Genomic DNA, 25,677 nt, shown 5'->3' on the forward strand with positions numbered 1-25,677 from the left:
GCGATTTTTAATGCTGGAGGTGTGGATTAGGCTAGAGCTATGGCAAAAACACCGGTAACAACATACACGTGTCAGGAATGTGGCTGGGCTACAACTAAATGGGTTGGGCGCTGTTCGCAGTGTGGCGGATGGGGAACTGTTGATGAGGTTAACACTGTTGGGGCAAGCTCGGGCACCTCGGCATTAACGCCACGTAGCCCTGCATTACCTATTACAGATGTTCCAGCAACCGCGTCTACAAAAACTCCAACCGGGGTGGATGAACTGGATCGAGTTTTGGGTGGCGGGCTTGTTCCGGGCGCGGTGATTTTGTTGGCTGGTGAGCCAGGTGTTGGAAAATCTACGCTTTTGCTGGATGTTGCGGCGAAAACGGCAGATGCTCTTCGTGAAGCCTCCGAAAGAAGCTCTACGGATAATCGGGCATACTCTGAGGGCAAGAACAATGCTCCTAGGGGTGAAAATCGCTCCTCCCAACGTAGCGTCACCGGAAACGGAAGGAGCAACTCCGTCGTACCATCTGCCGGTAACGTTCTCTATATTTCCGGGGAGGAATCTGCCTCCCAGGTTCGGCTTCGTGCGGAACGCATTGGAGCAATGAATCCGAATCTTTTCCTTGCATCTGAAAGTGATCTTGCCAGGGTTCTTGGGCATATTGAAGCCCAGAATCCTTCGCTAGTTATTGTTGATTCTGTTCAAACCATATCGGACTCACGAATTGATGGTGTTGCCGGCGGTAGTGCCCAGGTAAAAGCTGTTACATCCGCCCTCGTCCACGTGGCGAAAACACGCGGGCTTCCGGTGCTGCTCGTCGGGCACGTCACCAAAGATGGATCTATTGCCGGGCCGCGGGTTTTGGAACATTTAGTGGATGTTGTCTGCCAATTCGAAGGGGATAAACATTCACGTTTGCGCATGGTTCGGGCCGTCAAGAATCGTTACGGTGCAACAGATGAAGTCGGCTGTTTTGAACTGGTTGATCACGGAATTATCGGTTTGCCCGACCCTTCGGGTCTTTTCCTTTCCGCACGCAACAGAAGCGTCCCTGGAACCTGCGCATCCATGTCTCTTGATGGAAGGCGCCCGATTCCTGTGGAATTACAAGGCTTGGTTGTGCAATCCTCCGGACGTCCACAACGCACCAATTCCGGGGTGAATTCCTCGCGCGTCGCCATGATTGTTGCCATCCTTCAATCACGGCTCGGTTTAGCTTTAGAACAAAAAGACATCTTTGTTTCAACAGTGGGTGGCGCTCAAGCTAACGAACCAAGCGCGGATATCGCGATTGCTTTAGCGTTGGCAAGTGCCTACGTTGATTTGCCGGTAGCGCCCGGAGTTATTGCCATAGGAGAAGTCGCACTCACCGGAGAACTCCGTCCTGTTACTGGGCTACAGCAACGTTTAGCTGAAGCCACACGATTGGGATTCACACTCGCGCTCATCCCCCAGAGCCACGAAAAAATACAACCACCCGAAGGCCTCAAAATACGCACCTGCTCCGATATTAAAGAAGCCACGCAAGCCGTCCTGCCACTATCGCTGCAACCCTAAAACTACATAGCCAACAAACACCGTACAACGAAACAAACGTCGCACCCGGCAAACACCGCGCCAACACCGCAGCAATTCCGGGGTGAATTCCTCGCGCGTCGCCATGATTGTTGCAATCCCAATCACGGCTCGGTTTAGCTTTAGAACAAAAAGACATCTTTGTTTCAACAGTGGGTGGCGCTCAGAGCCACGCCCAGCAACGAATCAGCAACGAACAAACACCACTCCCAGCAAGGAGGCGCCACTGAATACAAAACTAATACAGAACTAATACAGATGGAATGATTCCGTTGCCTTCACGCTCGGGTTATCTACGAACTCAAGTTCGGCAACATAAGTTCCAGATTTAGCTGCATCTCCCGTCGTACCGCATCCGGTAAGATACCCACCCCACGTAACCGGGACCTTCGCTGTCATATCGCGGTCAATAAGAAGAACCTTGCTGTCGGGAATAGCATCGCATTTCGCACTCTCAAAAACGACGTCGTCACCTGTTTTTACTTTCAAACGCAGGTTTTTCTTCCCAACATCTATACTGCATGGATTAGTCCCCGAAATATTCTTCAAGGTCACATCAAAGTTCACAGGATGCCCCTGGGCACGTTTGCTCTTCACAATAATCTCTGGATGAATATACTTCTGCGAACATTCCTTCACATCAAAATATGTCTCTTCCTTTTCGGAACGCTCTTTAGCCTGCTCCGAAAGCCTCGACAACACGTAATGCCCAACCAAAATAAGCGCAACAATCACAATAAGCGCTAACAGAATCTTAAGATACCGCTTATTCAGCTCCGCCTGCCGCGCACGTTTTTTCTCTTCTTCTTCACGCAACCGAGCTCGCTCTTGCGCGGTTAAACGAATACGTTCGCCACCATACGAATTTTTATCGCGCAAGGCACGATTCTTTTCACCCCTCTGCCTCTTGACGCGCTCTGTTCGCGGTAAATGTTCAAACTGCCCAGATTGCTTCGCTTTCCCCGAAATACGACGGCGCGAATCTTCATCTCTAACCTGCGTTTTATTTCGCCGAGAGGTCTTAGACGAATTCGTATCCGAGACCCCCCTCTGCCTGCGTTGCGATCCTGAAATATTCTCATCTGCCCGAGGACGCCTATATTTCTTTTGTCGTTCAGAAAAACGAGAGGCACGCTCACGGCGAGAAGCCTCTAACACCTCTAAACGAGAATCCTGCTCCTGGGAAGATACCGTCGGCCTTTTACGTCCACGTTTCGGTGAGGAATTCGTTGTCGTATCGGTAAAATGCGCACCAGAATTGTTCTGAACATCGGATTTACCGCGGCCACGTATTTTTCGTGGATTTTTGCTCCCCTGAGATTCCTTAACTCCCGGAACTCCCTTCACGGCTTTTTTATCCTGGCGAGCTTCCTGGGAAAGATTACGCGACTTCGTAGCGCTTCGTTCTTTACGAGCCTCCCTTGCACGTCTACGACGCGCAATACGCTCCTGACGCTCCTCGCGTTCATCTCGAAAATCTTTCACGCACACCACGCTACCAAACCGAACCCACTCACGTTAAGAACAACCCGCCTTCAATATACGTTCAGGCACCGCAAAAATCATCCCGTTTGATAACGTCGCAAAAATAAACATGCCCGCGAGGAACGCAAAAACTCTCATGAACATAGATGGATAGACCACCCTGGCGAAAATACCCCAATGAGATAAAAACCCATCTTGAAAACATTCAAAGTTTTGGAAACACAGAGGATATGGTGCACACTTACTTACGTGTGTATCCCGAACGATTCCATTGTTGGCAGCCTCATTGTGTGGTTTGCCCGCCATGGACGCCCGCTCCCCTGGCGCGAACCGGGCACCAGCGCCTGGGCGATTCTCGTTTGCGAAGTCATGAGCCAACAAACACCGGTCGTGCGCGTACTACCCGCATGGGACGAATGGATGAAACGCTGGCCCACACCCCGCGACCTCGCCGCCGCCTCACCAGCAGAAGTTCTCCTCGCCTGGGGAAGGCTCGGGTATCCGAGACGCGCGCTGCGCCTACAAGAATGCGCCACCGTCGTCGCACAAGAATACGGAAACACCCTTCCGCGCAACCGGGAAGAGCTCTTGGCGCTCCCCGGAATCGGCCCCTACACCGCAGACGCGATTATCGCTTTCGCCTACCGCAAGCGCAGCACTGTGCTCGACACAAATATTCGACGAGTCCTCGCACGCCTCCACGGAGAAGAGCTGCCGCCCCCGCACATGAAAAAAGACGAAATCGCGCGTGCCGAAAAAATCATTCCTAGGGACGACGAATACGCGGCGCAATGGAACGCCGCGATTATGGAACTTGGGGCGCTTGTATGCTCGCCGCGCACGCCAGCCTGCGAATCATGCCCACTCCGGGCGCAATGCCGATGGTTCGCTGCGGGAAAACCACGCAATGCTGCGCCACGACGCACACAAAAATTCACGGGCACCCACAGGGAAGCGCGCGGAAAAATCATGGCGATATTGAGAAGCGAGCACCGTGCCCCGGAAGAAACTCCCCCACTCTCGCGCATAATAGAGACACAACCACACGGAATGTCTGAATCAAACGCGGCAAGTGGCAAAAACCCAACCGCGCACAGCAACAAGGCGCCAATCAATCACAAGCAAGTAAAAACCCACACCACAACAACAACCGCGCACGGCATTCCGTACAACGAGCTACTCACGGCAACCGCCCTGCCCGAATCACGCTTCGCACCCGCACTCCGCAGCCTCCTCCAGGACGGCCTTGCCCAGCGAAATGGCGAATTATACGCCCTCCCCCACTAGCCAGTTAGGATAGAGGCATGGCTTTTGAACAAATCACTGATGTTGTTGCATTCCACGCCGAAGGCCCCGTCTGGCACGAAAGTTGGGGCGGTCTGCGTTTTGTCGATATGCTTGCGGGAGATCTTCTCACCATGGACGAAAGTGGCAAGGTGAACCGCCTCGCAACAGGGTCGAAAATCGCGGCTTTTGTGCGTCCGCGTGCTGATGGCGGGTACATCGTCGCAACAGAAAAGGGACTGGCGCTCTGCGATACCCCTCACGGAACGCCTGGCGAAGCCCTAACTCTCTGGGAAAATGATATTTACCGCATGAATGAGGGCGCGGTGGATCCCTGGGGTTATGTTTATGCGGGTTGTATGCCCTATGTACGCAACGAGGACACTCTGGGAACAGCGAAAGTATGGCGAATTTCCCCGAATCTTGAGGCGGTAGAGGCGCTCAACAACGTAACAACCTCCAACGGTTTGGATTTCACGCCCGATGCGAGCCTAGCGTATTACAACGATACGACGACGCGCGGAACCGATGTTTTCGACGTCGACGAAACGGGCGCGCTCCACAATCGTCGCGTTTTTGCGAAAAGTGGCGGGCCTAGCCCCGACGGCCTCACCGTTGATAGCGAAGGAAACGTGTGGGTTGCCATGAACCGCGCCGGGCAAATTCGCGTATATGACCCGTCTGGAAAAGTTGTGGAACAGTATCAGTTGCCTGTCACTGGTACGACGGCGGTGACCCTGGGTGGCGTTGACGGTAAAGATGTTTTCGTCACCGTTTCGCGCGAGAACGACGATTCGAAAGGTGCCGGTGCCGTGTGGTGGATGCGTAGTCCGGTTGCCGGCCAAGCAACCCGCACATTCCAAGGCTAGCTAAAAGTTTTCCGGCCGCATCCGTCGTATATTTTCGTTACACTTTAACGGAACTGTACCTCACTTTGCTCTCCGGCTAACCGGCTCTTCGCATTTATAGGGACTCTTCGCATTTCAGGGTGCAGGTTGTTTTTGAACCCTCCGGTTAACCTGACCTTGCCCCGCCTGCAGCAAAAAGGTGCGGATCCCACAAAGGAATCCGCACCCCAACAAAAACTACGCAAAGCGTCTCACTCTAGCGAGCACCGGGGCTTTCCCACGTTCGTAGCCTCCACGCGCCAAAGCGCCTCGCTCTAGTGAGCTCCCGGCTTAATGAACGGGAATGTAATCGTTTCGCGAATACCGAGCCCGGTAAGTGCTGTAATCAAACGGTCAATACCCATACCCATACCACCTGTTGGCGGGAAGCCCTGTTCCATAGCCTCAATGAAGTCCTCATCAAGTTCCATAGCTTCAGGATCGCCCTTGGCGGCATCGAGAGACTGCTGCGTCAAACGTTCGCGCTGAATAACCGGATCGGCCAACTCTGAATATGCTGTACCCAATTCCATGCCCCGCACATACAAATCCCACTTCTCCGTCAGCCCAGGCTTCGTGCGATGCGGGCGAGTGAGCGGGGACGTATCCTCCGGGAAATCAAACACAAACGTCGGCTGATAGAGTTTATCGCCAGCCAATTCCTCAAATAGCTCCTCAACAATCTTTCCATTCACCCAATAGGGGGCAATAGAAATATCGTGAGCCTCAGCCAACTCCTCCAAACGTTCACGTGGCGTATCGACAGTCACGGTTTCCCCAACAGCTTCAGACACCGTGGTGTAAAGATCCAAACGTTGCCACTCGCCACCGAGATCATATTCGGTGCCGTCCGCAAGCGTTACCGTCGTCGTACCAAAAGTATCAAGTGCGGCCTGCTGAACAAGATTTTGTGTCAAGTCGGCCATTGTTTCATACGTTGCATAGGACTGGTATGCTTCAAGCGCCGTAAACTCGGGAGAATGCGTGGAATCCGCGCCCTCATTACGGAAGTTGCGCCCAATCTCGAAAACGCGGTCAATTCCGCCCACAACCGCACGCTTCAAATACAGTTCCGTGGCGATGCGCAGGTAAAGATCTTCGTCGTACGCATTAATGTGGGTGGTGAATGGACGAGCTGCCGCGCCACCGTGAAGTGGCTGCAAAATCGGCGTTTCAATCTCCGTATAGTTGCGGTTCTCGAAATTACGACGAATCGAACGCATCACAGAGCTACGAATCTTCACCATTTCGCGAGCGCGCGGGCGCGTAATCAAATCAAGGTGACGCAGGCGCACACGGCTTTCCTCGCTCAACGCGATTTCTTCGCCAGCTTCATTCGTGTAAATCTTCGGCAACGGGCGAAGCGCCTTCGACGCCATCTTCCAGCTGTGAGCAAAAACAGAGAGCTCCCCGCGCTTGGAGGCACCCATATGCCCCTCGACGAAAATGAAATCGCCCAAATCGACGTCCGTCTTGTACGCCTTGAAGGCCTCCTCGCCCACATTCGCGAGCGAGAAAATCACCTGGAGGCGCGTACCGTCACCAGCTTGGAGCGTTGCGAATGCAATTTTTCCGCCCGTGCGGTACAGCATGACGCGCCCTGCAACAGCAACACGATCTTCCAGTTCGACACCGGGTTCAATGCCTTCGTATTTTGCACGCACATCTTTAATGGTGTCCTTGACGGGAACTTCCGCCGGGTAGGGTTCTTTCCCTTCGGCCAAGTAACGTTCACGCTTATCGAGACGGATACGAATTTGTTCGGGGGCGTCGTCCCCCAGCACTCCAAGATTTTCTGTCATTCTTCAAGGATAGCCCGGAAATGGCGCACATTCCCCTTTTCGGCATTTTTACAGCGAAAATAACATTTTCTTTATCTCGGGGTTGTACGACGATAGTGGTTGCGTTGCGTGTAGCTACAGTTCCTCGCTACCGCGCAAGCCCTCGCGTAGAGAATGCTCCATAAGATTCCATGCGTAGGAATCGTCGTCAATATGGGCGTTTCGTAGTAGCGTACGTATTTCGCGCGCGAGCGTGTGTGTGGTTGTGGTTGCTACCCGGATGGCTTTGGTGTAATCGCCACGAACAGAATCCTCTACAATGCGCGCTTCGCCCCCAAGATCCATGACGATAGCCTCACCGATTGGTAATACCAAAGGCGCTGCGTCAAGAGCCCAGTATGCGCCGTGCAAACGTTCAATATCAAGGCTTGTTCCCGTAAATTCAATGGCCGGATGCATGGCGATAACAAAGGCGCCCCGATCAGCAGCCGTATCGCACAGGCTCGCGCCAGCGTCGGGCGCGGTATGGATAACAAGCTGGCCGCGTCTCCAAAGACTCTTCTCCTCGCTGTGCTCAAGAAAATCTCGAAGTTCCCACGCAGCCGATACACACAGCAGAACAACATCGCTTTCTTCAATGAGTTGCGTTGGTTCTTTGAGTGAAACATTGGGGAGCATGGCGTCAAGGCGATCGGCCATAGTTAGCGCCTCGCTATCCGCACATGTTTCAGCGCCCTCACGAACGCCACCCACACACATTGGGGTATCAAGGAAGGAAACACCCATGATGGTGTGTTGGCAGGCTCGAAGCGCAGCGGCAAGAGAAATTCCGGAAACGCCAGAAGTAATAACGCCTATTCGCAAGCGGTGAGAATTCGCTACACGTGACATTTTCGTTGCCTTCTCAGCTACGCAATCCGAAATAATGCACGGATTAGCGACGCCCTCGAATATTTTCTTCAGCAGCAGCCACCGCGGCAGAAAGCGCAGGAGTCGGAACTCCTAAACGGCACGCTTCTTCCAAGACGGCACTTCCCAATGCGTGAAGCTCTGTTCGATTGCCCTCATGAGCATCGCGTGCAAGCGAGGACGTAGAATCCGGTGGTAGCTTCGTCAAGAAGGAATAAATTTCGGCCGGACGTGTGGGAACGTTTTCGAGTGTCGCGATATGTGCCAGTTCTTTACACAAGGCTTGCGCGAGTTTCGGGGATTGATCAAGGGCGCGCCCAATAGGACGGCCGGTTGCCGTAGTCAATAATGCCATTGCACACTGGTTACGCAACTTGCGCCACAACACCTGTTGTTCCGTACCGCGGAAGAACACATCAATTCCGCCATTGAGAAGAACGCGGGAAATGTCCCCATCCATCGCCATATCTGGGAGTTCCACCTTAAAGAAATTCGAGGTGTGGTGGATAACTCCAGGGCTGACCCGCTCCGAAATCCCGTACGCTGCGCCGGACCAAGATTCCGCTTCGTTGAGTGAATGAATGTGGCGGGCATGGTCAAAACCATTGAAGAGCGCGCACAGCTCCTTGGGGCGCGCACTGCGAATCGATTTTTCAATTGCTGGCAGTGCGTAGGACTTTGTTGTCACGAGAATTTCGGAACCGCGTTGCGGACTTGTAAGAGCTGGCACTTCGACGGTGAACTTGCCAAACTTCTTAGAATCAATAGTTATACCTTGCTCGTTGATGATTTTTGCTGTTTGATTGGTGGCGACAACAGCGACCTTTTGTCCGTTCTTCGCCAAAACACCAGCAATGAGGCCACCAATACCTCCAGGGCCATAAATATTGAGCATAAGTGTAGCCTAATATGAACATGGCCATCTGTCTCGCAGACGGGACGTGTTTCACGTCATTTTTCGTTAGTTTTAGCCACTAGCGTGATGGGTTCAAAAAATATTTCAACTCATTTTACAATGCGAGGTGGTGCATTGCAGGGCGCCTGTAGCTATACTGTGGCGAGCTTCCCACTACACTGCCGGGAGCTTCCCGAAACCGCCGGGTTGGGATGACGTCTTGCCATCCTCGTCGTCCCCATCTATGCGACACCAACGTTCCGCAAGTAACCCCGCACCCAGTAACGCGATTGAGGACAGACACAACACACCCCAGCTGAGGGTTTCTCCGCGAATAAATGAAGTAGATATTCCGAGAAAATACGATAGCGCGACGACGAAACTCACGCCTGTAATCAACGCGCCAGCACGGGAAGAAGCGACTGCCATAAAGAAAACGCGGGCGGCCGCGAGGCGAGAGAGGGAGCGGTCCTTCCCTGTTTTCAGGGCACGAACGCGCCATCCCATCCACACAAGTGCAAGTGCAAGGGCAAAAACGGGCAGTCCCGTAAAGACGGGAATATGTATGGGGTTGCTGTAGAGAAAACGGCGAAGAAGTTCACCAAGGACAAGACCTGTTGCAAGCCACACGGCGACGGAAGCATATGTTTGTTTCATTGCGTTATTCATAGGGTTTCCCCTTTACTACGCAAGTCTTGAATGAGTGCGAGAATCGGGGTTGGGGCAGGATTTTCGCTACCACTACCTATGTTATTGATGTTTGCACTCGGTTCGGCGCTTGCCTTACTTAACCACGCCCAGGGCTCGATACTTGCCCAGGGTTCAAGAACAAACAGTCGTTCGTGAGCGCGCGGATGCGGAAGTGTAAGCGCGGGGTGGGAGCTGATTATCTCCCGTAGGTTTTCCCGGAAGGTTGGCGTGCCGGCCGTAGTGCTTGAAAAATTACCGGGCTCATTATTGACACTGTTAGCGCCATTAACGCCGTTAACACCATTGACACTGCTAGCACCTTTAACAGCGTCAGCACCCGGCGCGGTACGCACATAATCGTATGCGCCCACCATATCAATATCTAAGGCTCGCGCCCCCCACCGTTCGATACGCACACGCCCATAACGCACTTCAATTCGTTGCAATTCAGCCAATAATTCTAGCGGAGATAGCGCGCTATCCAGAGCCACAACACTATTAAGATATGGTGGTTGTGGCGCCTGACCCGGAGCTAAAAGTGGCTGTGTGATTACCGGCTGAGCAATACCTGTTATGTGAACGGGCAAGGCACCTATCGCATCGACGGCATTGCGGAAAGTACCCTCAGCATCTCCAAGATTCGCCCCTATCCCCAGAACATAATGACGTATTTTTCCGGACTGGGCAATCGGCGCCAAGCGCCTAACCGTCACACTCGCATCTGTAAAATCTGCCTCTACCGGCGCTTCAGGCTTATGAACGGTTACACTCACCGCCAAAGCGCCACGCTTTATAGCGCGCGCAGCAATATCCCCCGCAAGTGTTTCCAGAAGATTCACGGCGTTCCCGCCGATAACCTCGGTTGCATCGTCGGCAAGATCCGCGTAGGACATTGTGGAGGAAACATCGTCCGCTTCCCTTGCGCGCGCGGTATCAACTACTACTTCGGTATCGACAATAAAAGGCTTGCGTTCTTCACGTTCAAAATCAAAAACACCATGATTCGCAACAACCTTCACGCCCGTAATCCGCACGGAATCGCACTGTATCCCTAAGGTATGGCAGGCATCTACGAAGGTCGAAGGCAACAACATTAGTGGCCCCCACAACCGCATGAACCACCGCATCCGCCTAAGGCGCCCCCGCTTCGAGAAACAGAAACGCCATGCGAACCGGTTCCACCGCAACAACCCGAAACCTCATAGGAATCCGTGTGCGAAACCGAACCACTACAGCACCCGCCTTCGTGCCGAATCGCGCCGGGGCGAATGCCGTTGAGCATCTGCCAGTGAAGCATCAGTTGTTCTTCAACGTCCACAGCCACGCGAGATGCAGCCACTTCATGAACGCGAACCGCCCACACGCCCATGCGAGCAAAATGCGAGGTGAAGGCAGCTGTTGCGTCGTCGCGATCTAACGGCGTTAATCCGCACTCCCCACCCTTCAAGGTGCCCACACGTTCCAGGAAACGTTTGCGCGAAACCCCCACAAGTACGGGTAAACCTATCCCCATCACGGCATCCATATTGACCGCGAGATTCCAATCATCTTCACCCATTTTTGCGAAACCGAAACCGGGGTCGATAATAATTTGATCCTCGCGCATTCCGGCGTCGAAGGCTTTCCTTAAACTTGCGCGTAATTCGGAGGCGACCTCGTCCCCAACGTTGGTGTAGTTCGCCAAGCTGTTCATGGACTGCGCGTTTCCGCGCCCGTGCTGAAGAATATAGTTCGTTTGGGTGCTGACAATGGCGTCAAACATTTTCGGGTCGCCTTGCCCGCCGGTCACGTCGTTAATAATGAAGGCACCTGCTTCCACGGCGCGTATCGCGGTTTTCGCGTGGTACGTGTCCACGGACACCGGGTAGGATGCGGAAAGTTCCGCGACGACGGTTTCAATCCGCGCCCATTCTTCATCCGCGGTAAGAATTTGCGCGCCGGGCCTGGTGGATTCTCCCCCAATATCGAGGATGTCCGCGCCCTGCGCCATGAGTTCATGGCCACGTTTAATGGCGGCGTCAGCACTTGCCCATTTCCCGCCGTCGGAGAAAGAATCGGGGGTGACGTTAACAATGCCCATAACCCGTGTGCGAGCAAACGGTGAGGTGTTCAGTTCGAATTGTGTTGGTGATTCCTTTTTCATGAACGACATCCTTGTATAAGGCTCATTGCTTCCGCGCGAGTTGTTGCGTTGCGCAGGGCTCCGCGTACCGCAGAGGTAACGGTGTAGGAACCGGGTTTGCGCACCCCGCGCATATTCATACACATATGTTCTGCTTCTATGACGACGAGGGCACCGGATGCTTCCAAGGCGCCAATGAGAGCTTCAGCTATTTGGGTTGTTAACCGTTCTTGGATTTGGGGACGACGAGAGTAGCCTTCCACGAGGCGGGCGAGCTTCGAAAGCCCCGTAACTTTCCCATCTTTTCCGGGAATGTAGGCAACGTGGGCGTGCCCCCAGAAGGGTAATAGGTGGTGTTCGCACATGGAGGTGAAGGGAATATCGCGCACAATAATCATTTCGTGGAAATTCTCTGCGAAGGTTGTGGAGAGAACCTCGCTCGGATCGGTGCCTAATCCACTAAAAATCTCCTGATAGGATCGGGCAATGCGCGCGGGTGTTTCTTGTAGGCCTTCACGGTCGGGATTTTCGCCAATTCCGATGAGGAGTTCGCGGATTGCGTTACGCACGCGTTCTTCATCAAATTGTGGTTGTTCTACGAAAGAAGTCGACATTTATTCTCCCGTTTCTGTGCGTGTTACGCCGGTGTTTCGTTCTGTTCCCGTACCCGAGTTCCGTTCTGCCTGCGCCCTCCCACTGCCGTTTGGATCCGTGCCCTCGTTTCCTTCTGCATCCATCAGGGGAATCGGGGGGCGCGAAGAAATCGGGCGGTTGGGCGCAGAAAGCCACAGTTCGCGTTGTGGTGTTTTCACAACATCAGCGAAAATTTCTGCGATTTCGTCCTCCAACACCGTTTCTTTTTCGAGCAAACGTTGTGCGAGGCGGTCAAGAACGTCGCGGTTATTCGTAATAATCCACCAGGCTTCCGTTAATGCGTCGTCGAGCAGTTTGCGTACGTTCTCGTCCACGGTTGCCGTCAGGGAATCCGAGTGTTGGGATCCGCCCATCATGTGTTCTTTTCCTTCGTCGGCAACGAGGCGAACGGCTCCCACATGTTCGGACATTCCGTATTCGGTGACCATTTTCCGTGCTGTCGCGGTGGCTTTTTGAATATCGTTGGACGCTCCTGTTGAGGGGTCTCCAAAAACAATTTCTTCCGCGGCGCGCCCGCCCAAAGCATAGGTGAGCTGGTCGAGAAGCTGGTTGCGGGTAACGGAGTAGCGATCTTCTGTTGGCATCACCATGGTGTAGCCGAGCGCGCGCCCGCGAGGAAGAATCGTTACTTTCGTGACCGGATCAGAGTGGTGAAGAGCCGCGGCAGCCAACGCATGTCCGCCTTCATGGTATGCCGTCATTCGTCGATCTTCGGGGCTCATAACACGCGATTTGCGTTGGGGGCCTGCCATCACACGATCAGACGCCTCATCCAGATCGTCGTTGCTAATCACGCTGTTTCCGTGGCGCGCCGCAAGCAAAGCAGCCTCGTTCAAAATATTCGCCAAATCGGCGCCCGTGAAGCCGGGGGTACGCTTGGCAACGCCCGCCAAATCAACATCCGGGCCGAGTGGCTTGCCTTCGGCGTGAACTCGCAAAATCGCTTCGCGTCCCTTAATATCGGGGGCATCTACGCTCACCTGGCGGTCAAAACGCCCCGGGCGCAGTAGCGCATCGTCCAACACATCCGGTCTGTTCGTTGCCGCCATTAAAACAACGGCTTCATCGGTTTCAAAACCATCCATTTCAACGAGAAGCTGGTTGAGTGTTTGGTCGCGTTCGTCGTTTCCATACGGGCCTTGTGAACGGCCACGCCCGATAGCATCAATTTCGTCGATAAAAATAATTGCTGGCGCTTTTTTCTTTGCCTGCTTGAACAAATCGCGCACGCGAGAGGCACCCACACCCACGAACATTTCAATGAATTCGGAGGCAGAAATGGAGAAGAAGGGGACGTCGGCTTCGCCCGCAACGGCTTTTGCCAACAGAGTTTTACCCGTTCCTGGCGGACCGTACAGCAAAACGCCACGAGGAATACGTGCGCCCAGTGCGGCGTAGCGATCCGGGTTTTTCAGGAAGTCAACGATTTCGCGCACTTCTTCAACGGCTTCATCTTCACCGGCAACATCAGCGAAGGTAACATTCGGTTTTTCTTCCTGGGCACTTTGATCTTTCGCGCCGAAACGGTTACCCATTTGCATGCGCATTGCCCAATAGAAGAACCCTAAAATAATGAGGATGGGGAGCATGCTCGTCACGAGAGACATGAGCAGGCTTTGCGTGGGAACAACCGAGTTGTAGCCCTTCTTGATGTCGGCATTTTGGACGCGCGTCATCACGTCTTTACCTTGTGCGTCCACAAACTGGAATTCCACCTGTTTTCCGGTGTCTTTCTTTGTGCCGTTGTCCAGAGTGGTTGTTGTCGGTTTTGTGAGCCAGAGTTGAACGCGGTTAATTCCGTTCGTTACCTCAACACGCTCAATACTGCTCCCTCGAAGGAGATCCATCCCCTCGGAGGTACGAATCTGTGTCCACTGCATAGAGGACACAAAATTCCACGTTATTAACCCGATGACGAAAGCGGTAAGAATTCCCGCAAGTCCCCATTTTTTCTTGCGAGTTTTGGTTTCTTCCCCGTTCTTCTTGTCGTCTTTTTTCTTATCTTTATCGTTTTTCGACGACGATTCCACGACTTCACGTGGCGGGCGTGCTCGGCGGGCTTTGCGGGCGCGATCGTAATCGCTGTCCTTCTTGCTGGGGTTTGTGGAATCTTGCACGGGTTGAGGCTGGGGTTGCGCTTGCGGTTGAGGTTGCTCTTGCGGTTGAGGTTGCGACGGCTCTGTTTCTTGCGCCACGTTCGTCAAACCTTTGTATACCTGCGTTTCTTGCGCCGCGTTCGTCGAACCTTCAAGCTGTGTTTCTTGCGGGGCACTCATAGAATCGATATGACCTTGTGCCACATGCGCTACAGCTTCGCGATTGTGAGTTTCCTGAGGTTCTCCGGCGCTATGAGTCGCATTCGCGTTAGTGGGCTGGTTCTCCGCCTCGCTAGGTTGAGCCCTGCGCCCGCTATGTGTATGCGCGCTTTCCGTGCGTTCTTCCACTTATCCTCCGTACACGTGGGGTGCCAAAATACCCACGAAGGGCAGATGGCGATACTTCTCTGCGTAGTCTAGTCCATAGCCAACAACAAATTCATTGGGAATGTCAAAGCCAAGGAAGTCAACTTCAATATCTACCTTAAGTGCCTCCGGTTTGCGAAGAATTGTGGCAATCTTTACGCTTTTAGCCCCGCGAGTTATCAGGTTTTCTTTCAACCATTTCAAGGTAAGCCCGGAATCGATAATATCCTCCACAATGAGAATATTGCGTCCGGTAACGTCCGTATCCAAATCTTTAAGAATACGCACCACGCCGGAGGACTTTGTTCCCGCCCCGTAGGAGGATACCGCCATCCAATCCATATCGATAGAGGTATGGAGTTTGCGCACAAGATCCGCAACCACCATAACGGCTCCTTTGAGCACGCCCACAACCAGCAGGCTGTCCTCACATTCTTTGTATTCTTTGTCGATCTGTTGTGCCATTTCCTCTAGTTTTGCGTCAATCTCATCTCCGGTAACCAAAACTTGAGAAATCTTATCGCCCATATCTTGCAAATCCATGAATCCCCCCAAGGTTCAATGTGTGGCGTTCTCAGGGGATTTTTTTACCCCGCTGAGAACAATCAGTTTACCCCGCCTCTCGCATTGAGCGCCGGGAATATCCGCATAGCGATGCCCATGCTGACCTCGTGTAATTTTTTCCATGCTGTCGATATGTGTTCTGCTCAACTCGCCGGCACGCGCCCCACACTTTAACGCACATAACCGCAAAATTCGCGTGCTGAGCGCAGGATGCAAACGCAGCAACGATTCTCTTTGCACGACGATAACCGTTTCGCCCACGCGGGCTACTTTTTCCGTATCGGTTGTTTCGACGTAACTTCCCTCATTTTTCATTCGCTCTAATTCTTGACCCGCTATCATGTCAAGCGCATCATTATCGCGACGGAGAAGATCAGCGGTGTCCGCGAGCGCGCGCGTCACGCCATCCCCCACAGCTTCTCGCAGAGCCGGCAACGCCGTATGGCGTATCGCGTTACGTGTAAGAGGTTTTCCGTCCTTAGCGCGCCATTCGCCGTCCGGCTCATTCGTCGGGTCATCGACCCACGCTACGTTCTCGCTACGTAAGGCGGCGCGCAAATCTCGTCGTCGTATATGAAGAAGGGGGCGTAATGCTAAGGTGCCTCGTGTGGACGTCGGCAACTGCGCAAGCGGAGCCATACCGGCAAGGGAACGTGGCCCACTCCCGCGCGACAATCCCAAGAGAAGCGTCTCGGCTTGATCGTCTTGAGTGTGCCCCAAGAGCACAACGCCACCCGTTTCTATCGCGACACTTTCCAGTGTGCTGTAACGTGCGTTGCGTGCTCCAGCTTCCGGCCCGCCGTCCTTATCAATTTGGACGCGAATAGTGCGAACATCCTCTATGCCCTCGTCGCGAAGCCATCGCGCAACAAGGGCCGCCTCGTTTGCAGAACCTTCTCGCACCCCGTGATCGACCGTCACGCACACTATACGATACCCGTCTTTGTTCGCAACAAAACGGGCAATATGTGCTAACGCCATAGAATCGGAACCGCCAGAAACCGCAACGATAAGCGGGGTTCCGGGGGGAAGTTTGGCGCGTGCAATCAGGGCGCGCAAGGCAGAGCGCCCCTGGGCAAGAGCGGGGTGAAGATACATTACAGTGTGGCGAGTTTCTTTAAGAAGTCATCTTCGGCGTTGCGGGCAAGTTTTTGGGCGTCATCGGCTTTGAGTTCATCAAGGATAATGGCGAATTCGATGAGGTGCCCAGATTTGGTGTTCACCACCCCGGATAAAGACACGGCCTCGTCCAAGGTCCCGGTTTTTCCGCGAACCCTTCCACCCGCCTCCGGGCCAGCGATGCGCAAATCGAGTGTGCCGTTTACGCCGGAAACGGCGTACCCCGCACCGATGGACTCAAGTTCTGGGTGTTTGTGGGTGACGACGTCGCTGGTGATGGCAAGAAGGAGGTTGGGTGTGATGCGGTTGTGTTCGCTCAGGCCCGAATTGTCGAAGAGCTTAACGCCAACCATCGGATAGCCGAGTTTAGTGAGTACCTGTAACGTGGCTTTCGCCCCTCCATCAAAGTTCGGGGGGTTTCCTGTTTTCACGGCAATAAGATGCCCGAGGGTTTCTGCCCCGGAGTTATCTGATTCGGTGAGCACGAGGTCAACAATTTCTTGAATGGGTGCGGATTCGACACGGCCGATTTCTTTGGCATTTGCCGGAGTTTTTTCACCCGGTGCGGGGTTCACGGTGATGCCTTCGTTGCGCAGTGCGGTGATGAAAATATTTGTGGCTACGCCCGCAGGGTCTTTTTCGTAGCCCCAATGTTCCGCTTTTCCGCCACGATATGCGATTGCTGATATTGGCGCCATATAGTTGCGGTTTTTGGTGGCTACGTTCGGGTTAAGTGGTGTCCCTTCGAAAAGGGTGTTGTCGAGTTTTAACGTAATTGTTGTGGTGCCGTTTTCCTTGAGGGACTTGGCGGTTTGGCGCGCTAAATCGTTGATATTGGCGCGTTCGCGTACGGGGCGCACGGCCTCTTTGGAATCCACCCCGAGGAAAATATCGCCGCCTCCCACGAGGTAGAGGGCGGAGCCACTGAGCATAGTACGTGTAGGAAGTGTTGTGTGGGGGCCGAGTGTGTGAAGCGCAGCTACCGCCGTGAGGACTTTAGTGTTCGATGCAGGGGTGAGCGGTGTAGCTCCGTCTTTGTCGTAGAGGATTTTATTGGTAGTAGCATCTCGGACGACGAACGCTAGTTTTCCTTTTACCCGCTGATCGCTCGCGAACTGCGTGGCAAGTTCTTTGACTTTTTCTTCGGGTGCCGGGGTGTGTTTTGTGCTAATTTCTTTCGCCGGAACGGGTTTTTCTACTTTTGGATAGGGCGCAATACGCACGGAAGTCGAAAAAGTAAGAGGTCCCGGGGTAAGATTTAAAGCGTCAGCAAATACATAGCCACTTCCGAGGGTAAGAAGAATGGATAATCCTACGCGTATTTTTCCTTTCACGCCCCAATTATCGCACGGAAGGCAGTGGCTGTGTGTGAGCATATCGAAACGTCACAAGCGCGCAAATAAGGAGCACACTTCTCATGATGGAATTTGATGTCACCATCGAAATCCCTAAGGGGAACCGAAATAAGTACGAACTTGACCATGAAACAGGCCGGATTCGTTTGGATCGTATGCTGTTCACCTCAACACGTTACCCCGATGATTATGGTTTTATTGATGATACTCTCGGTGAGGATGGGGATCCTTTGGATGCCCTGGTATTACTGGAAGAGCCGACGTTCCCCGGTTGCGTGATTCGTTGCCGTGCGTTGGGAATGTTCCGTATGCGCGACGAAAAAGGTGGCGACGATAAAGTCCTCTGTGTTCCCGCAGCCGACCAGCGTGCCAGCTGGCGTACCGAAATTGAGGATGTGAGCGAGTTCCATCGTCTCGAAATCCAGCATTTCTTTGAGGTGTATAAGGACTTGGAGCCGGGCAAGTCTGTTGAGGGCGCCCACTGGGTTGGTCGCGAAGCCGCCGAGGAGGAAATTCGACGCTCCTACCAGCGCGCCATTGACCAAAACTACGGCCACACTGCCTAGAACTGCCGGTAGTCTCACGTTTAACCTGTGTTGTGTTTGCTAACGAATATTCGTTAACAAACACAACACAGCTCGCCATCTATGGCTAAGAAGAGCTAGGCGCTCAACATAACAAACAACACGCCCAAAAAGCCACGTTTTTACGCTTACTCCTTTAAAACCGGATAAAAGAAGCGAATAAATAGAAAACGGACGAATAAGCGTACGCTAAGGGGCCTTACTGCATAGCTTCCACGATGTTGTGCGCAATTCTTTCGATAACGGTTACGCACACGGAATTTCCTGCCTGCTTATATAAGCGCGAGGTTGCCATGTCGGGGAGTGTGAAACTTTCCGGAAAACCCTGCGCATTAAAGCATTCGTGGGGCGTGAGTTTTCTTATGCCGGCCGCCGTGCGCACGAGGGGAACATTATGCCCACCCTCCCCCATATTTGCGGTGAGAGTTGGTACAACACCGGACATATTTTTGCGCACATAACGCCGACGCCACTGATACACCGTATCGGGATCGTCCATAGCTTGCGTGAGTTGCTCAAAAATATCGCCTTTATATTTTCCGTCCCGGTAGTAAAAACGTTCGTCAACGGGATGCTCAAAATCTATAATATCTTCAAGTTTTGTGGTGAGCGGAACGGGTTGCGGGAAATCAAACTTATTAAAGTCCTCCACATTTTTAAAGCCCACAATATAGATGCGTTCCCTGTTTTGGGGAATATTTCCGTATTCCATCGCATTTAATACCTTGTACCTGTAGTGGTATCCCTCGGTTTGCAAAGCATCGAGAATAACGCGGAACGTGTTCCCTCCGTCGTGCGCAACAAGATTTTTCACATTTTCCAGAAATATGACGCGCGGTTTTTTCTCGTGAACGATTCGCATGAGTTCAAAGAAGAGAGTTCCGCGTCCTTTTTCGTCGCGAAAACCCTGGCGATAGCCCGCAATAGAGAATGCTTGGCACGGGAACCCGCCCGCAATAATATCGACATCTGGAACATCTGTGGCTGGTACTTGTTCAATATCGCGAGGGTCGACGGAAATCGGGAAATTTTTTTCAAAAGTTTGGATGGGGTAGGGATCGAATTCGTTTGCGTAGACGAGGTCCACCTTACCTGTGGCGTGGAAACCTAAATCAATACCACCTACGCCGGCGAAAAACGATGCCATTGTGAACATAACCCACCTCCAAACTTCCGACAGTAACCTTGCATATGATGCCGACCGTTCTATCTTAAACTGGCGCTGGTCGTTCTATCCTAAACTAAAGCGCTGGTGCGCGTAGCCTCACGCACCCCGTGTCACACTCCATGGAGGCAACCCGTGTTCATATTCAAAGTGTGCAATGGAAAAATCTTCGGGGATGCGCAAAGCGCTCCGTTTTGCGGTGCTCAAAATCCGTTGTGGAAATAATGAATGACAAAGGGGTACACCACTGATAGCCGGCCCAGAATTACTCACGTCAACGCAGATAATGAATGACGAAGAGGTGCGCCACTGGTAGGCAACCCAGAATTACCCACATCAAAGAAAATCGAACACTCATTGACGCACAATTTATGCACTAAATCGAGAGCCGGACGCGAAATCACGGAGTAAAACATCGGCAGAGGCGGAACTATCCCCGAAAATATCCACCGGGGCGGATGTTATCCAATGACGCGGATGTAGCGTGGGTTACCCCAGATGGGGGCTTCGCCGGTTCCCTTCGCTGGATTACGTGCGGCGATATGCATTCCATTTCCGGTGTAGATACCAACGTGGCCAGGCCACCACAGCAAATCGCCTGGGCGAGCTTGGGATGCGGGTATTTCACGGCCAGCGCCACGTTGAGCACCGGATGTACGCGGAAGGTTTACTCCAAACTTGCGGTAAATATAGCTGGTGAAACCTGAGCAATCCCAACCTCTGGGCGTCGTTCCGCCCCACACATAAGGCGTTCCGGCGAATTGGCGAGCATAGCGAACGATATCTCCACCGATTCCACTGGGTGCTGGAATTACTGAGGCATTGGAGTTTGAGGACGATGCGTCGTCGGGCTCCCAGCCACGTGCTGGACGAGCTGGGCGAGATTGTTCTTGTCTCCTTTGCTGTTCCTGCTGCTGGGCGCGCTCGCGTTCGCGTTGGGCGGCAACTTGGCGTTGCGCTTCAATAGCTGCGCGTCGCTTTTCCGCCTTGGCGTTTTCTTCATTTTCTTGGCGTTCACGTTCTGCAGTCGCCGTGGCATTAGCAGCAGCTTCTTCTTCAATACGTTTGCGTTCGGCTTCAGCGGCAGCGCGCGCAACTGCTTCTTTTTGTTCCTGCTGCATGCGTTCAAGCTCTGCTGTTGTTCCTTTTTGAGCCGCTAATTGCACAAAAAGAGCTTCGCGCTGAGTGGAAATCTCTGCAAGTTTTGCGTTTAATCCTTCTGCTGCTTTTTGAGCAGATACTGCTAATCTTTCGGCCCGGGCAGCGACTTTGCCTTGTTCTTCTGCCTTTTTATCCGCTTCTTTTTGCAAATTATTAGCAATATCGCGCGTGGCCTCGTATTTTTGAAGTTTTTGATCGGTTACCTGCCCTGCCGTGCGGAAAGCGCGGTGGCGATCTTGTGCATCACGAAGGGACGTTGCGCCGAAGAAAGCGGATGCCGTCGAAAAACGTGTGGAAGAATCGCGATACATTGCCGATGAAATTCGACCCAATTCCTTCTGGGTGGCCTGTGCATTACCGCGAGCGTTATTTGCCGCAATTTGTGCATCTTCCGCTAAACCAATTGCTTCTTCAAGTTTTTCTTGTGTAGCAAGAGCTGCCGCTTCTTTTTGAACGACGTTCGTTCTAGCCATTTCGGCTTGTGCTGAAAGTCCGGCAAGTTGTGCCTCTAAGCCGGCAATGCTTTGCGCCGTTGCATTTTCTGCATTTTTCGCCACCCTAATCTCTTCATCGCTGACGTCATCGGCAAATGTTGACGGGATAACGGAGAATCCTAGCGAGGTAGCCGCGAGTAGCGCCACGGCTTTCCGGGGGCTTACCTTCACGATTTTTCCTTTGCTGATATTCATAACCTTCACCTTCCCAAGTGGCGCACGGCACCTACGCGCCACGTAACGATTCCAACATACACCACACCAGTCAAATACGAAACATCTTTAACATAATTACACACGTGTAATTAAAAGCAACATACGCAACTTTAAGCACAATCGTAACAATCCTCACATTATTTTGTCGCCTTTTTGAGCTTTCTGCAACAATGGACACGCTTGCCCCGTTTCGTTATAGCGCGCTAAGGTTGTCCCATGCTTAAAAACATGCGAATGCCCCATTAGCACACGCTGGGAAACCACGTGTGCTATTAGCCATTCATTAAATGGCGGGCGCGTGGATCGCATGAACAGAGGCGTATCAGTCGCCCGCTCCCCAAGAAAATACATAAATATTAAAGGAGAGCACAATGTCTGAAAATTGGAAATTCGATACTTTGCAAGTCCATGCCGGGCAAATTTTAGATTCTGACCATGCAGCCCGCGCGCTCCCGATCTATCAAACAACCTCCTACGTTTTTAAAGATAACGAACAAGCACGCAATCGCTTCGCCCTGACCGAACCGGGCATGATCTACACCCGCATTACCAACCCCACCCAGTCCGCGGTCGAAAACCGCATCGCCGCCCTCTACGGCGGAACCGGTGGGCTCCTCCTCGCCTCAGGTAGCGCCGCCGCAACCTACGCAATCCTCAACTTGGCGCACAGCGGGCAGAACATCGTCGCATCCGCTTCCCTCTACGGCGGAACCTTCAACCTCTTCAAATACACCCTCCCCACACTCGGCATTGAAGTTCGTTTCGTCCACGACGCGGAAAACATCGACGCCTGGGAAGAACTCATTGACGACAACACCCGCGCACTCTACGGCGAAACCCTACCCAACCCCCAGCTCGACGTTCTCGACATCGAACCTATTGCAGCCCTCGCCCACAACAATGGCATCCCGCTTATAGTCGACAACACCGTTCCAACACCCTGGATTGTGAACCCCTTTGATTTCGGCGCAGATGTTGTTATCGATTCAGTCACAAAGTTCATGGGCGGGCACGGCACAACAATCGCCGGTTCCATCGTGGAACGTGCCGGTTTCGACTGGAAGAACGGCAAATTCCCGGCGCTCTCCGAACCGGACGAAAGCTACCACGGCATCACCTTTGCGGACGTCCCCGGCGCCCCCTTCACTACCCGCGTCCGCGCAACGCTTCTGCGCGATACCGGCGCGGCCATCTCCCCCATCAGTGCATTCCTCATTGCACAAGGCCTTGAAACCCTCAGCCTGCGCATGGAACGCCACCTGTCCAATACCCGCGCCGTCATCGATTTCCTTCTCGCCCACCCCGCTGTTGCCAGCGTCAACTATCCGAGCTTGGAAACCTCGAAATACCACGCCCTGGCGGAAAAGTACTGCCCGAAGGGAGCCGGTTCGCTGTTCACCATCGATCTTGCCGGCGGCTTCGAAGCGGCGGCAGCTTTCGTCGAAAATCTCAAACTCTTCTCGAATCTCGCGAATATTGGCGACGCTAAATCCCTCGTCGTCCATCCCGCGTCAACAACGCATTCGCAACTTAACGCGCAGGAGCTCGCGGGAGCTGGAATCAGCCCCGCAACGGTACGCCTCTCCATCGGCATTGAAGATCCCAGCGATATTATTGCCGACATCAAGCAGGCACTCGACTCCCTCAAGTAGGCGCAATGAGGTTCTATGCACGGCCGCGGTGAGGCGCAAGTCGCACCATCCGCCGGCACGGAACAATAAACACAACCCCGGAACAACGAGCACAAACACACGTGCGACGAACACGAATACACGTGCCAGAAACACACACCGGAACAACGAACACAACCACCAGGACCACGAACACAACCAAGAAAAGCCCGCGCGTAACTCAACCACACCGCGCAGGCCACCACCCAAATGAGGAGCTATGGCTGAAGAACAACCCCTATACCTTGTCGGTTACCCAGAAATGGATCCTGTAACAGATGCCGCACCCATTGGCGACTACGATACGGGCTACAGCGCAACTCCGCGCCTCAAAGAGCGCACAACCGGCGCCTGGCTTACCGGGGACGACCCCGAAGAGCGTCAATTCATGCACATTGGCCCCGTTGAGTTATCGCATGGCGGGCGCATCCCCAACGTCCAAATTGCTTACGAGACCTGGGGGGAGCTCAACGAGGACGCTTCTAACGCGATTCTTTTGTGCCACGCTCTCACCGGTGACTCGCACGCCTCCTCAAAGGATGGAAAATCTGGGTGGTGGCATGAAATTGTGGGGCCTGGCCTGGCCATCGACACCAACAAATATTTTGTGGTGTGCCCGAACGTCTTAGGCGGATGTCAAGGTACGACGGGCCCCGCGTCTTTCGCACCAGATGGCGAACGTTGGGGGCCACGTTTCCCTCAAATCACGATTCGCGACATGTGCCGAGCCGAGGCGCGCATGGCGAAACAGCTCGGCATTAAGAAATGGCATCTTATTGCGGGAGCTAGTTTTGGCGGGAATCGAGTGATGGAATGGGCGGCAACATTCCCGGAAATGACGGGAGCCATTGCTGTTCTCGTGTCCGGCCCAGCTTCCACCGCGGAGCAAATCGCCTACGCACATCTGCAAAAACTCGCGATTATGCACGATCCAATGTGGCGTGGCGGAAATTACTATGACGCCGGGCCAGGGCAAGGGCCGACAGCAGGTTTGGGGCTGGCCCGCCAAATTGCGCATCTTACCTACAGGTGTCCCGAAGAAATGGCGGTGCGTTTTGGACGCACCCCGCAGCGGGGAGAAAATCCGCGATTCGGCGGACGTTACGCCGTGGAAAGCTACCTCGACTACCACGCCTACAAACTCATTGGGCGTTTCGACGCAAACTCGTATCTCACAATTAACCAGGCATTTATTACCCACGATATTGGTTACGAACGCGGTGGGATTGATAAGGTATTGGAGAGTCTCACCATGCCCGCGCTGGTTGTTGAAGTTGATTCAGATCGTCTGTTCTACCCCGAGGACATGAAAAAATTAGCTGAGGCGCTACCGGGTTCTGGGGAATTGAAAACCGTTCGCTCTGTCCACGGGCACGACGGATTCCTCATTGAAAACGATCAAGTGAGCACAATTTTACGCGAGTTCCTTCACAAGATTGGTGATGCATGAGTACAGACTGGACAAACGACCCTCTCGGCGAGGACTATCAACAAAAAACCCTGGAGCTCGTTCCGGATCGCGAGGGGCGTGTGGTTACAACGCTGATTCGCCACTGTCCACGCGAAACCGCTGTGACATCTTCGCATCCCGCTACAACGTCGCCCTCTTCGGTAACGCCTCCACTTCCCAGTTTCGCCCTTCTTGCAATCCACGGATGGGATGATTACTTCTACCAAACCCCTCTTTCTGAAGCCATTACTGCATCTGGAGGAGCGTTTTATGCCGTCGACCTTAGAAAATACGGAAGGTCGCTCCTTCCGGGTCAAAGCTATGGCTATACGAAAAGCATGAAAATTTACAACGAAGATATTACTGTTGCTTTTCGGGCGCTCAAGGACGATCTTCACGAACGTTACGGCAGCGTTGCGGATTCTCTGCCGATTTTTCTCTACGGGCATTCCACGGGTGGACTTATCGCCACGCTCTACGCTGACGGGGCGCGCAAAGAAAAATGGCCCGTTCCGCTTGCCGGACTTATTCTTAATTCTCCGTGGTTAGATTTGCAGGGCGGGCTTGCTACTCGTTTTTTCGCCACCCAGCTTGCAGAGCTCGGGAACCTTATCGCCCCGAAAGCGGTTCTTCCCGTTCCGCCACTAGAAAATTATGCTCATACGTTAAGGGCGTGGACTCCCGACGGCGGCCCGGTTCCCGGCACCCCGGCTGGAACGACGGATCCTTTCTGGGTGGGAGGCTGGTGTCCTGATTGGGACATGCGTCCGGAACACGCCCCTATTCGTGCGGGCTGGTTGCGTGCAGTTTTGCGCGGACATCGGGCAATTAAACGCCACACCCGCATCTATATACCGGTTTTGATGCTCACTTCAGCTGAGTCGCGTTTATCGGTTGGGTGGCATGAGGAATTGCGTGGCGTAGACACGGTTCTTGACGTCAAACAAATGTGGAAACGTGGTGAACGCATAGCGAAAAATATTGAAATCCGCAAAATTAAGAACGCAATTCACGACGTTACGTTCTCGCGCGCACCGGTTCGCGAGCAGGCACTGAATTTCATTACCGATTTTTGTTTACGTCATTTACGACGATAACCAACTCTTCGCATACACAACGTCGCACGTCTTCACCCAATACCTTGCTTCACGTGCGCCACAAACC

Annotated in this window: 21 protein-coding genes; 7 read left to right on the plus strand and 14 right to left on the minus strand. The window is 53.3% G+C overall.

Annotation, left to right across the window (positions count from 1 at the left end):
- Positions 1 to 39: 39 nt before the first annotated feature.
- The gene (locus G445_RS0104985) at positions 40 to 1,548 is read left to right on the plus strand and encodes a DNA repair protein RadA (protein WP_022866453.1); all 1,509 of its coding nucleotides are present in this window, start codon (positions 40 to 42) and stop codon (positions 1,546 to 1,548) included.
- A 267-nt stretch (positions 1,549 to 1,815) separates the two neighbouring features.
- Here the strand turns inward: G445_RS0104985 and G445_RS0104990 are convergent, their stop codons facing one another.
- Positions 1,816 to 3,051 carry a hypothetical protein gene (locus tag G445_RS0104990; protein WP_146002326.1) on the minus strand — a complete coding sequence of 412 codons (1,236 nt, stop codon included), beginning with the start codon at positions 3,049 to 3,051 and terminating at the stop codon, positions 1,816 to 1,818.
- A gap of 249 nt (positions 3,052 to 3,300) precedes the next feature.
- On the opposite strand from G445_RS0104990, the gene G445_RS09800 reads away from it, so the two are divergent.
- Positions 3,301 to 4,338 carry an HhH-GPD family protein gene (locus tag G445_RS09800; RefSeq protein ID WP_022866455.1) on the plus strand — a complete coding sequence of 346 codons (1,038 nt, stop codon included), beginning with the start codon at positions 3,301 to 3,303 and terminating at the stop codon, positions 4,336 to 4,338.
- A gap of 17 nt (positions 4,339 to 4,355) precedes the next feature.
- A complete protein-coding gene (locus G445_RS0105000; protein WP_022866456.1) occupies positions 4,356 to 5,204 on the plus strand; it encodes an SMP-30/gluconolactonase/LRE family protein in 849 nt (282 codons plus the stop codon).
- A 293-nt stretch (positions 5,205 to 5,497) separates the two neighbouring features.
- On the opposite strand, the gene lysS is transcribed toward G445_RS0105000, so the two are convergent.
- The 11 genes from lysS to G445_RS0105055 form a co-directional block, all read right to left on the minus strand.
- A complete protein-coding gene (gene lysS, locus G445_RS0105005) occupies positions 5,498 to 7,024 on the minus strand; it encodes a lysine--tRNA ligase (RefSeq protein ID WP_022866457.1) in 1,527 nt (508 codons plus the stop codon).
- Between the two features lie 114 nt (positions 7,025 to 7,138).
- Entirely contained in the window at positions 7,139 to 7,894 is a 756-nt protein-coding gene (locus G445_RS0105010; RefSeq protein ID WP_022866458.1) for a hypothetical protein, read from the minus strand.
- A gap of 43 nt (positions 7,895 to 7,937) precedes the next feature.
- Entirely contained in the window at positions 7,938 to 8,807 is an 870-nt protein-coding gene (locus tag G445_RS0105015; RefSeq protein WP_022866459.1) for a ketopantoate reductase family protein, read from the minus strand.
- Positions 8,808 to 8,981: 174 nt separating this feature from the next.
- Positions 8,982 to 9,476 carry a DUF3180 domain-containing protein gene (locus tag G445_RS10850; RefSeq protein ID WP_022866460.1) on the minus strand — a complete coding sequence of 165 codons (495 nt, stop codon included), beginning with the start codon at positions 9,474 to 9,476 and terminating at the stop codon, positions 8,982 to 8,984.
- Complete coding sequence (gene folK / locus G445_RS10855; protein WP_022866461.1) at positions 9,473 to 10,591, minus strand: 2-amino-4-hydroxy-6-hydroxymethyldihydropteridine diphosphokinase; 1,119 nt, start codon at positions 10,589 to 10,591, stop codon at positions 9,473 to 9,475. Before folK ends, G445_RS10850 begins: the two co-directional genes overlap by 4 nt.
- Positions 10,591 to 11,640 (minus strand): dihydropteroate synthase, encoded by a 1,050-nt coding sequence (gene folP / locus G445_RS09815; RefSeq protein WP_022866462.1) that lies wholly within the window; start codon positions 11,638 to 11,640, stop codon positions 10,591 to 10,593. The genes folK and folP overlap by 1 nt, the downstream gene beginning before the upstream one ends.
- Positions 11,637 to 12,233 (minus strand): GTP cyclohydrolase I FolE, encoded by a 597-nt coding sequence (gene folE, locus G445_RS0105035; RefSeq protein ID WP_022866463.1) that lies wholly within the window; start codon positions 12,231 to 12,233, stop codon positions 11,637 to 11,639. Before folE ends, folP begins: the two co-directional genes overlap by 4 nt.
- A complete protein-coding gene (gene ftsH / locus G445_RS09820) occupies positions 12,234 to 14,549 on the minus strand; it encodes an ATP-dependent zinc metalloprotease FtsH (protein WP_084676493.1) in 2,316 nt (771 codons plus the stop codon).
- 168 nt (positions 14,550 to 14,717) lie between these two features.
- Positions 14,718 to 15,278 (minus strand): hypoxanthine phosphoribosyltransferase, encoded by a 561-nt coding sequence (gene hpt, locus G445_RS0105045; RefSeq protein ID WP_022866465.1) that lies wholly within the window; start codon positions 15,276 to 15,278, stop codon positions 14,718 to 14,720.
- Positions 15,279 to 15,293: 15 nt separating this feature from the next.
- Entirely contained in the window at positions 15,294 to 16,397 is a 1,104-nt protein-coding gene (gene tilS, locus G445_RS0105050) for a tRNA lysidine(34) synthetase TilS (protein WP_022866466.1), read from the minus strand.
- Complete coding sequence (locus G445_RS0105055) at positions 16,397 to 17,752, minus strand: D-alanyl-D-alanine carboxypeptidase/D-alanyl-D-alanine-endopeptidase (protein ID WP_169511064.1); 1,356 nt, start codon at positions 17,750 to 17,752, stop codon at positions 16,397 to 16,399. The genes tilS and G445_RS0105055 overlap by 1 nt, the downstream gene beginning before the upstream one ends.
- Before the next feature lie 86 nt (positions 17,753 to 17,838).
- Between G445_RS0105055 and G445_RS0105060 the strand changes: the two genes are divergently transcribed.
- Positions 17,839 to 18,339 (plus strand): inorganic diphosphatase, encoded by a 501-nt coding sequence (locus tag G445_RS0105060; RefSeq protein WP_026420961.1) that lies wholly within the window; start codon positions 17,839 to 17,841, stop codon positions 18,337 to 18,339.
- A gap of 217 nt (positions 18,340 to 18,556) precedes the next feature.
- Here G445_RS0105060 and dcm read toward each other — a convergent pair whose 3' ends face one another.
- The gene (dcm, locus tag G445_RS0105065; RefSeq protein ID WP_022866469.1) at positions 18,557 to 19,513 is read right to left on the minus strand and encodes a DNA cytosine methyltransferase; all 957 of its coding nucleotides are present in this window, start codon (positions 19,511 to 19,513) and stop codon (positions 18,557 to 18,559) included.
- Between the two features lie 470 nt (positions 19,514 to 19,983).
- Positions 19,984 to 21,372: a C40 family peptidase gene (locus tag G445_RS0105070; RefSeq protein ID WP_022866470.1), complete on the minus strand. Its 1,389-nt coding sequence runs from the start codon at positions 21,370 to 21,372 to the stop codon at positions 19,984 to 19,986.
- Positions 21,373 to 21,764: 392 nt separating this feature from the next.
- On the opposite strand from G445_RS0105070, the gene G445_RS0105080 reads away from it, so the two are divergent.
- The 3 genes from G445_RS0105080 to G445_RS0105090 all read left to right on the plus strand — a co-directional run bounded on the left by G445_RS0105080 (position 21,765) and on the right by G445_RS0105090 (position 25,610).
- Positions 21,765 to 23,045 carry an O-acetylhomoserine aminocarboxypropyltransferase/cysteine synthase family protein gene (locus tag G445_RS0105080; protein ID WP_022866472.1) on the plus strand — a complete coding sequence of 427 codons (1,281 nt, stop codon included), beginning with the start codon at positions 21,765 to 21,767 and terminating at the stop codon, positions 23,043 to 23,045.
- A gap of 238 nt (positions 23,046 to 23,283) precedes the next feature.
- A complete protein-coding gene (gene metX / locus G445_RS0105085; RefSeq protein WP_022866473.1) occupies positions 23,284 to 24,513 on the plus strand; it encodes a homoserine O-acetyltransferase MetX in 1,230 nt (409 codons plus the stop codon).
- Positions 24,510 to 25,610 (plus strand): alpha/beta fold hydrolase, encoded by a 1,101-nt coding sequence (locus G445_RS0105090; protein ID WP_022866474.1) that lies wholly within the window; start codon positions 24,510 to 24,512, stop codon positions 25,608 to 25,610. The genes metX and G445_RS0105090 overlap by 4 nt, the downstream gene beginning before the upstream one ends.
- The last annotated feature ends 67 nt before the right edge of the window (positions 25,611 to 25,677 follow it).

Source organism: Actinotignum urinale DSM 15805 (genome assembly GCF_000420445.1).
GTDB lineage: Bacteria > Actinomycetota > Actinomycetes > Actinomycetales > Actinomycetaceae > Actinotignum > Actinotignum urinale.

Excerpts from the sequence above, each read along its gene's own strand:
- dcm (WP_022866469.1), bottom strand. The coding sequence starts at position 19,513 with ATGTTCACAATGGCATCGTTTTTCGCCGGCGTAGGTGGTATTGATTTA.
- ftsH (WP_084676493.1), bottom strand. The coding sequence starts at position 14,549 with ATGAGTGCCCCGCAAGAAACACAGCTTGAAGGTTCGACGAACGCGGCG.
- metX (WP_022866473.1), top strand. The coding sequence starts at position 23,284 with ATGGCTGAAGAACAACCCCTATACCTTGTCGGTTACCCAGAAATGGAT.
- G445_RS0105090 (WP_022866474.1), top strand. The coding sequence starts at position 24,510 with ATGAGTACAGACTGGACAAACGACCCTCTCGGCGAGGACTATCAACAA.
- G445_RS0105070 (WP_022866470.1), bottom strand. The coding sequence starts at position 21,372 with ATGAATATCAGCAAAGGAAAAATCGTGAAGGTAAGCCCCCGGAAAGCC.
- folE (WP_022866463.1), bottom strand. The coding sequence starts at position 12,233 with ATGTCGACTTCTTTCGTAGAACAACCACAATTTGATGAAGAACGCGTG.
- G445_RS0105000 (WP_022866456.1), top strand. The coding sequence starts at position 4,356 with ATGGCTTTTGAACAAATCACTGATGTTGTTGCATTCCACGCCGAAGGC.
- lysS (WP_022866457.1), bottom strand. The coding sequence starts at position 7,024 with ATGACAGAAAATCTTGGAGTGCTGGGGGACGACGCCCCCGAACAAATT.
- tilS (WP_022866466.1), bottom strand. The coding sequence starts at position 16,397 with ATGTATCTTCACCCCGCTCTTGCCCAGGGGCGCTCTGCCTTGCGCGCC.
- G445_RS10850 (WP_022866460.1), bottom strand. The coding sequence starts at position 9,476 with ATGAATAACGCAATGAAACAAACATATGCTTCCGTCGCCGTGTGGCTT.
- hpt (WP_022866465.1), bottom strand. The coding sequence starts at position 15,278 with ATGGATTTGCAAGATATGGGCGATAAGATTTCTCAAGTTTTGGTTACC.
- G445_RS0104985 (WP_022866453.1), top strand. The coding sequence starts at position 40 with ATGGCAAAAACACCGGTAACAACATACACGTGTCAGGAATGTGGCTGG.
- folP (WP_022866462.1), bottom strand. The coding sequence starts at position 11,640 with ATGAAAAAGGAATCACCAACACAATTCGAACTGAACACCTCACCGTTT.
- folK (WP_022866461.1), bottom strand. The coding sequence starts at position 10,591 with ATGTTGTTGCCTTCGACCTTCGTAGATGCCTGCCATACCTTAGGGATA.
- G445_RS0105060 (WP_026420961.1), top strand. The coding sequence starts at position 17,839 with ATGGAATTTGATGTCACCATCGAAATCCCTAAGGGGAACCGAAATAAG.
- G445_RS0105010 (WP_022866458.1), bottom strand. The coding sequence starts at position 7,894 with ATGTCACGTGTAGCGAATTCTCACCGCTTGCGAATAGGCGTTATTACT.
- G445_RS0105015 (WP_022866459.1), bottom strand. The coding sequence starts at position 8,807 with ATGCTCAATATTTATGGCCCTGGAGGTATTGGTGGCCTCATTGCTGGT.
- G445_RS0105080 (WP_022866472.1), top strand. The coding sequence starts at position 21,765 with ATGTCTGAAAATTGGAAATTCGATACTTTGCAAGTCCATGCCGGGCAA.